The 6,744-nt window shown below is 64.3% G+C and carries 5 protein-coding genes and 2 pseudogenes; 5 read left to right on the top strand and 2 right to left on the bottom strand.

What is annotated here, in order from left to right:
- Nucleotides 1-482, top strand: a 482-nt coding sequence (locus tag ABNS06_RS15865) for a UvrB/UvrC motif-containing protein (protein ID WP_348675577.1), incomplete at its 5' end; no start/stop codon positions are given.
- Here the strand turns inward: ABNS06_RS15865 and ABNS06_RS15860 are convergent.
- Nucleotides 479-1,459 carry a GSU2403 family nucleotidyltransferase fold protein gene (locus tag ABNS06_RS15860; protein WP_348675576.1) on the bottom strand — a complete coding sequence of 327 codons (981 nt, stop codon included), beginning with the start codon at nt 1,457-1,459 and terminating at the stop codon, nt 479-481. The two genes, ABNS06_RS15865 and ABNS06_RS15860, sit on opposite strands and share 4 nt — an antisense overlap.
- 156 nt (nt 1,460-1,615) lie before the next feature.
- Nucleotides 1,616-2,548: a LysR substrate-binding domain-containing protein gene (locus ABNS06_RS15855; protein ID WP_348675575.1), complete on the bottom strand. Its 933-nt coding sequence runs from the start codon at nt 2,546-2,548 to the stop codon at nt 1,616-1,618.
- Nucleotides 2,549-2,727: 179 nt separating this feature from the next.
- Here ABNS06_RS15855 and katG point away from each other — a divergent pair.
- From katG to ABNS06_RS15835, 4 genes and pseudogenes are all read left to right on the top strand, one after another.
- A pseudogene (katG, locus tag ABNS06_RS15850) lies at nt 2,728-4,899 on the top strand (catalase/peroxidase HPI).
- A 238-nt stretch (nt 4,900-5,137) separates the two neighbouring features.
- Complete coding sequence (locus tag ABNS06_RS15845; RefSeq protein WP_348675574.1) at nt 5,138-5,704, top strand: hypothetical protein; 567 nt, start codon at nt 5,138-5,140, stop codon at nt 5,702-5,704.
- A gap of 217 nt (nt 5,705-5,921) precedes the next feature.
- Nucleotides 5,922-6,368 (top strand): hypothetical protein, encoded by a 447-nt coding sequence (locus tag ABNS06_RS15840; protein ID WP_348675573.1) that lies wholly within the window; start codon nt 5,922-5,924, stop codon nt 6,366-6,368.
- A 23-nt stretch (nt 6,369-6,391) separates the two neighbouring features.
- Nucleotides 6,392-6,744: pseudogene (locus ABNS06_RS15835) on the top strand (efflux transporter periplasmic adaptor subunit); the annotation flags it as partial.

The raw sequence follows: 6,744 nt of genomic DNA, 5'->3' as shown, positions 1-6,744 counted from the left end.
TGCCCGAAGTATCGCTGGTGGCGGTGCTGGACGCGGACAAGGAAGGCTTTCTGCGTTCCGAACGCTCGCTGATCCAGACCATCGGCCGCGCCGCGCGCAACCTGCACGGCAAGGCGATTCTGTATGCCGACAGCGTCACCGATTCCATGCGCCGGGCGCTGGAGGAGACCGACCGTCGCCGGGCCAAGCAGATCGCCCACAACGAGGAACACGGCATCACGCCGCAGGGCATCCGCAAGGCCGTCGCCGATGTCATGCGTGCCGGGTATGAAAGCGTGTCCGGTGATGCGGCCCTGCAGAAGGTCGCGGAAAAACGCGCCGGTTACGAGGCGAAGGATCCGGCTGCGCTTGCGAAGCGGATCAAGCAGGTGGAGAAGGCGATGTACGAGGCCGCCGCGAATCTCGAATTCGAGACCGCGGCCAAGAAGCGCGACGAGCTGAACAAGCTCAGGGAAGCACTGACGGGGGCGGAGGTCGCCTAACCGGCTCCAAGCTGTTCCAGCGTGTCGAAAGTGTCCCGTAGCGCATCGGGAATGTCAGCGGCGAATGTCTCGTCGATCGGAAAGCGCGGCATGCCGTGCTTGATCGCGATCCACAGCACCTCGGCTTGCTGGCGGTCCTTGCCCTTCTTGCGAGGATTTCGTGCGGGTTTGTCGGCAAGCCAGCGCTTGTGCAGCGCGAAATATCGGGGGTCAGGTACCGCGAGTCGGCACACGATTCCCCGCTGGCTGGTCACCACCTGGGTGACGGGCGAGCCGAGCACCAGCCAGTCCTGTTCGGGCAATGGAATGGGCCGAATCGATTCCTGCTTCGGGTACGTCGCGGCCAGGGATTGAGGTAGCAGAAATTCGACCTCGTACGCCATCCGGTTGCGGGCCTGGAACGGCCGTTCGGTGTTGACGGTGTAGGTGCTGTCGACCGCTTTCAGCGTGTCGAGCAACGGTGCGGTGGTGGCGATCGCCAGCGCCTCGCTGCCGGCCCAGGTGAGGTCGCAGTCTTCCGTGGCATCCAGGCCGGTGGCGAAGCGGTCCAGCGCTTCCAGCTCGTATGCGCCCATTGCGTTGGTGCCGACCACCAGTACGGCGGGGCCCAGCAATTCCCGCCGGTCGCATTCGACCAGCACCCGCGCGGCGGCGTCGTGGATGCGGGGCAGCCGCAGGGCTCGATATTGCGCCGCCAGTTCCGGAAACCGGCTCTTGACGGCCTTGGCCCGCGCCTTCGCGGCTTCACGCTCGGGCATTTGCCGTGCGGCCACCGCTTCGGTCTCGGCGTTCCTGGGGCCGATGTAGGTCGCGTTACCCTTGCGGTCGATCACCCGGTACAGGTGGTCGCTGCCGTCAACGGTCTTCCATGTGAGCCGTCCGCCGTGGCGATGGAGTACGCGCTCCGCGGCAATCCACTCGTCATAGGCGACGTTGAGGTTGTCGAGCAGCCGGAGTTGTTCGTTTGAGAGTGGCACTATCCTTCACTTCGTAAATAATCGAAATGCAGGATAGTTCGTCGCGGAGGCGCCTTCAATGGCGGTTCCACGACAACGGGCGTGGCGGTTCGTGGTCGGACAGTGTTGGTGCCCCTGGCGCGCATGCCACTCGTGTTCCCGTCCGGATCATCGCCTTCAGGCGGCCTGCTGCTCGCTGGCGGCCAGCCGCGACAACAGTGGATCGATACGCTGGATGACGGACCGTTTGGCGCTGGTCTTGCGGTAGAACAGCCCCACCGAGCGGGTCGGAGCGGGCGCAGCCAGCTCCCGGTAGATGATCCCGTCGTCATCACGCACGGCCACGCGGGGCATCAGCGTAATGCCGGTGCCAGCCCGCACCATCTGTCGCAGGGTCTCCAGGCCGGTCGCGCGGACGTCCTGGTCCACCCGCATGCCGTGCTGCTGGCACACATCCAGCGCCTGATCTCGCAGGCAATGGCCTTCCTCCAGCAGCAGTAGCGGATAGTGAGCGAGCCGGTGGACATCGATGACGGGCTCCTCCGCCAGCGGATGGCCCGTGGGCATGGCGACCAGGAACGGTTCCTCGAACAGCTGGCGGCAGACCAGTGAGTCATCGTGGACCGGCATGGCGAGCAGGGCGGCATCGATATCTCCGCTGCGCAGCATGGCGACGAGGTGATCGGTCTTCTCCTCGACCAGTACCAGCCGCAGGTTTGGCAGATCCGTCTTGATCAGCGACACCAGTTTCGAGAACACGTAGGTCGCCAGCGTCGGAAACGCACCGATGCGAAACCGGCCCGACAACGGGTCCTGCGCGCTCATCGCGATCTCGCGAATCTGGTCAGTCTCGCGAAGGATGCGCGCCGCCGAGCGGATGATCGATTCGCCGACCTCGGTGGGCATGACCCGCCGGTTGGTCCGCTCGAAGAGCGCCACGCCCAGCCATTCCTCCAGCTTCTTGATCTGGCCGCTCAGCGTTGACTGGCTGACATGGCAGGCCTGCGCCGCTCGGCTGAAGCTGCGGTGCTCGGCCACGGCCAGCACGTACTGCAAATCCCGCGTGTTCATGTGCGTTTTTCCGGTATCGGCGATGCCGATGGTTTCCATGGGGAAAACCTGTTGTACATCGATTTTACCGATAACTAAAGTTCCATCGTCGGGTTTTGACGATCTTGGATCAGCCCGGAGTTCGATCTATGAATGATTCTTAGGAGGCGGGAATGATGTCAGTAGCACCAAAAACCACGGCGCTGGCGGGCGTGGCCCTGGCGGTCGCCACGGCGGGAATGCAATCAACGGCGTACGCAGGCAGTGTGGAGGCGACGTCCAACCAGTTCTGGTGGCCCGAAACGCTCAACCTGACGCCGCTGCGTCAGCAGGCGCCGGCGTCCAATCCGTACGGCGACGATTTTGATTACGCGGAGGCGTTCGCCAGCCTGGACCTGGACGCCGTGAAGGCGGATCTCAAGGCCGTGATGACCACCTCGCAGGACTGGTGGCCGGCCGATTTCGGCCACTACGGTCCATTTTTCATCCGCATGGCCTGGCATAGCGCCGGCACCTACCGCACGGCGGATGGCCGCGGCGGCGCTGGCGGCGGGCAGCAGCGTTTCGAACCGCTGAACAGCTGGCCGGACAACGCCAACCTGGACAAGGCGCGGCGTCTGCTGTGGCCGGTCAAGCAGACCTATGGTCGCAGCATCTCCTGGGCGGATCTCATGGTGCTCGCGGGAACGGTCGCGATGGAATCCATGGGCTTCGAGACCTTCGGTTTCGCCGGTGGTCGCGAGGATGACTGGGAAGCCGATCTGGTCTACTGGGGGCCAGAGCAGAAGATGCTGGCATCGGACCGATTCCACGGCGACGGCAAGATCGAGGACCCGCTGGCGGCGACGCAGATGGGCCTGATCTACGTGAATCCCGAGGGGCCGAAGGGCAAGCCCGATCCGGTCGCGGCGGGCAAGGTGATTCGCGAAGCCTTTGGCCGCATGGCGATGAACGATGAGGAGACCGTCGCGCTGATTGCCGGTGGTCACACCTTCGGCAAGGCCCACGGTGCGACCAAGGGTGACTGTGTCGGTGTCGAACCGGCCGCCGCCGATATCGAGAAGCAGGGCTTCGGCTGGGAGAGCAGCTGCGGCTCCGGCAAGGGGGCGGATACCTTCACCAGCGGTCTGGAAGGCGCCTGGACGGCCACGCCGGCCCAGTGGACCACGCAGTACCTGGATAACCTGTTCAACTTTGAATGGGAGCAGACCACCAGCCCGGCCGGCCACATCCAGTGGGTACCCAAGAACGCCGATCAGCTGAAGTTCGTGCCCGATGCGCATGATGCCTCCAAGCGTCACGCGCCGATCATGTTCACCACCGATCTGGCGCTGTAGTTCGATCCGGCCTACCGCAAGATCGCGATGCGGTTCCGGGAAAAGCCTCAGGACTTCGAACTCGCGTTTGCCAAGGCCTGGTTCAAGCTGACTCACCGTGACATGGGCCCACGTGCCCGCTATGTCGGCAACGCCGTACCCGCCGAAGTCCTGCTGTGGCAGGACCCCGTGCCGCCGGTGGATCATCCGCTGATCGACGACAAGGACATCGCCAAGCTCAAGGCGGAAATCCTCGACACCGGTCTGACCATCCCCGAGCTCGTGCGCACCGCCTGGGCGTCCGCGGCCAGCTACCGCGGCACCGACATGCGTGGTGGCGCCAACGGCGCCCGTATTCGCCTGGCGCCGCAGAAGGATTGGGCGGTCAACAATCCCGAGGAACTGGCCAAGGTGCTGGCGACGCTGGAGAAGGTCCAGAAGGACTTCAACGGCGGCTTCTTCCGCAAGAAGCAGGTGTCCATGGCCGATCTGATCGTGCTGGGCGGTGCCGCGGCCATCGAGCAGGCGGCGAAGAACGCCGGCTACGAGGTGACCGTGCCGTTCACGCCGGGTCGAACCGACGCCACGCAGGCGCAGACCGATGTCGAGGCCTTCGCGGTGCTGGAGCCGAAAGCCGATGGCTTCCGCAACTACTACAGCACCGACAGCCGTCTGTCGCCGCCGGAAATGCTGGTGGATCGCGCCAGCATGCTGACCCTGACCGTGCCGGAAATGACGGTGCTGGTCGGCGGCATGCGCTCGCTGAACGCCAACGCGGATGGTGCCGGGCACGGCGTGTTCACGGCCAAGCCGGGGACGCTGAACAACGATTACTTCGTCAACCTGCTGAGCATGTCGACGAAGTGGACGCGATCGGCGAACACTCCCGGCCTGTACGAGGGGCGGGACCGCGCGTCCGGTGAACTGAAGTGGACGGCCACCATGGTGGATCTGATGTTCGGATCCAATGCCGAACTGCGCGCGGTGGCGGAAGCCTACGCCTCCAGTGATGGGGGCGAGCTGTTTGTCCGCGACTTCATTGATGCGTGGACCAAGGTGATGACGCTGGATCGCTTTGACATGGAAGCGGCGTGACACGCCAGGTTCCTGTCGGGGTCGCAGCCGTGCGCTGAACGTCGGCCAGCGACCAGCAAGTGATGGCAGGGCGGGGTCGTGCATTCGTGCACGACCCCGTTTCTGTTTTCCGTGATCGGCTCCGGCCGAAACTTCGCGCATCGCGGGCTCGCCGCGATTCCGGCGAATGTGCTAAACCCATGGCCTCAAGTCATGGTCATGGCGACGGGTCCTGTCCGGTCTGCCGAGGGGAACGAGGGTGAAACAGTCCGGCTGGATGGCGGTGCTCACATGGGCGTGTCTGATCTTTGCGGCGACGCCGGCAACGGCGCAGAGCGATCTGGTTCCGCGCACGCGGATGGCGCCCGCACCGTTCACCGCGGAGCAGGTGCGTGAAGCCTGTCCGGAGGGAAGGCGGCTGGTCGTCAGGATCGCCGGGCCCGCCGGCACCTACCGGATCCAGACCACCGAGTTCACCAAGGTGAGCGAGAGCACCGCCTGGTTCACGGTCACGAACCTGGACGAGAGAGGGCGGCGAACCGCCGCGATCAGGCGGTATCGGTCGAGCTGGGGTGAGTTTCTTCGCTACGACGAGTTTCCCGCGGAACGGACGCGCACGTACACAAAAACCGTCAGGACGGCGCTGGGGCGGTATCGGATGAAGGTCTATGAAGTCACGGACCCGACGCCCCGGGCACTGGTGAAGGTCTACTACTTCGCCGAGTCGCTCCCGGGTCCGCCGCTGCGGGTCACCGTGCGTGAAGATGGCGGTGAGGAGTTTGTGTTGATGGAAATGATCGAGCGCAGCCAGGGACGTCCTGATTGATCCACGCCGCAACTTGACGGTGCCAATCAATCCGGGGCTCCCAGGCCTGTCCGAGTGTCCGGATGACCTGGTAAAAGTGTCCGGACAGGTGTCCGCGGACACTTTTCTCCGAACAAGAAAATATAAATAATTCAATAAAAACAACAAATTATAGATTTCAAAAAGTTGGTACACGGGTTGCGCTAAAGAATCACGAGACTTCCTTGTGAGCTTTCCGATGCGTAAACAGAATGTGTTCCTGATCGCCGGCCTGATGAGTGTGGCCATTCCCTGCCTGGCCGCCATGCAGTCCTCCCTGCTCGGTGGGTCGGTCACGGAGAGGCCCGCTGGCACGGACCAGCCGATTGATGTTGACGCCGAACTGCGGCAGCTGGCCACGGCGGATCGCTACTCGTCCGAGCTGAACGAGTCGCTGCAGGCCCGGCTGGATCGCAAGATTGCCGACCAGAGTCGGAATCTGCTGAGTGGCCTGACCACCTCCGTGGAGACCGTAAGCCTGCGCCGCGATGCCCGTCAGTTCGCCGCGGGTGACGGTGCCGTTCATTGGGATTCCGAGGAACCCTGCGACGAAGAGACCGCCGCGTCGGTCGATGCGCCGACTCAACCGGACGCCACGGACACGCTTGAGCAGAGCTGCTCCGATGACGGCTGCCTCTATCTGTAATGGCCGTGACGGGAGACGATCGGATGTTCCGTGACACCAGCGGGCAGGACCGGGTGCTGGAAACCGGTTCGACGTGGACACGCTGGCGCTGGCCGCTGATCGGCGGCGGAGCCGTCATCGCGCTGCTGGTCTGGCTGTTGCCGGGATATGTTCGGCTGTGGTCGGCGGAGCAGTCGGTGAGCCTGTCGCGCGTGTCCATCGCCGTTGTCGAACGCGCCCGCTTCGAACGTGACATCGCGGCGGATGGCCGCGTGATCGCCGCCGTCAGTCCCAGCCTTTACGCGGCGGCATCGGGCACGGTGCATTTTGATGTGAAGGCGGGCCACCAGGTCGAGGCCGGGCAGGCGGTGGGGACGCTGGAAAGCCCCGAGCTGCA

It is taken from the genome of uncultured Abyssibacter sp. (assembly GCF_964000955.1).
Taxonomy (GTDB): Bacteria; Pseudomonadota; Gammaproteobacteria; order Nevskiales; family OUC007; genus Abyssibacter.
The sequence above is the reverse complement of the archived record's forward strand: the minus strand, read 5'-3'. Positions and strand labels throughout refer to the sequence as shown.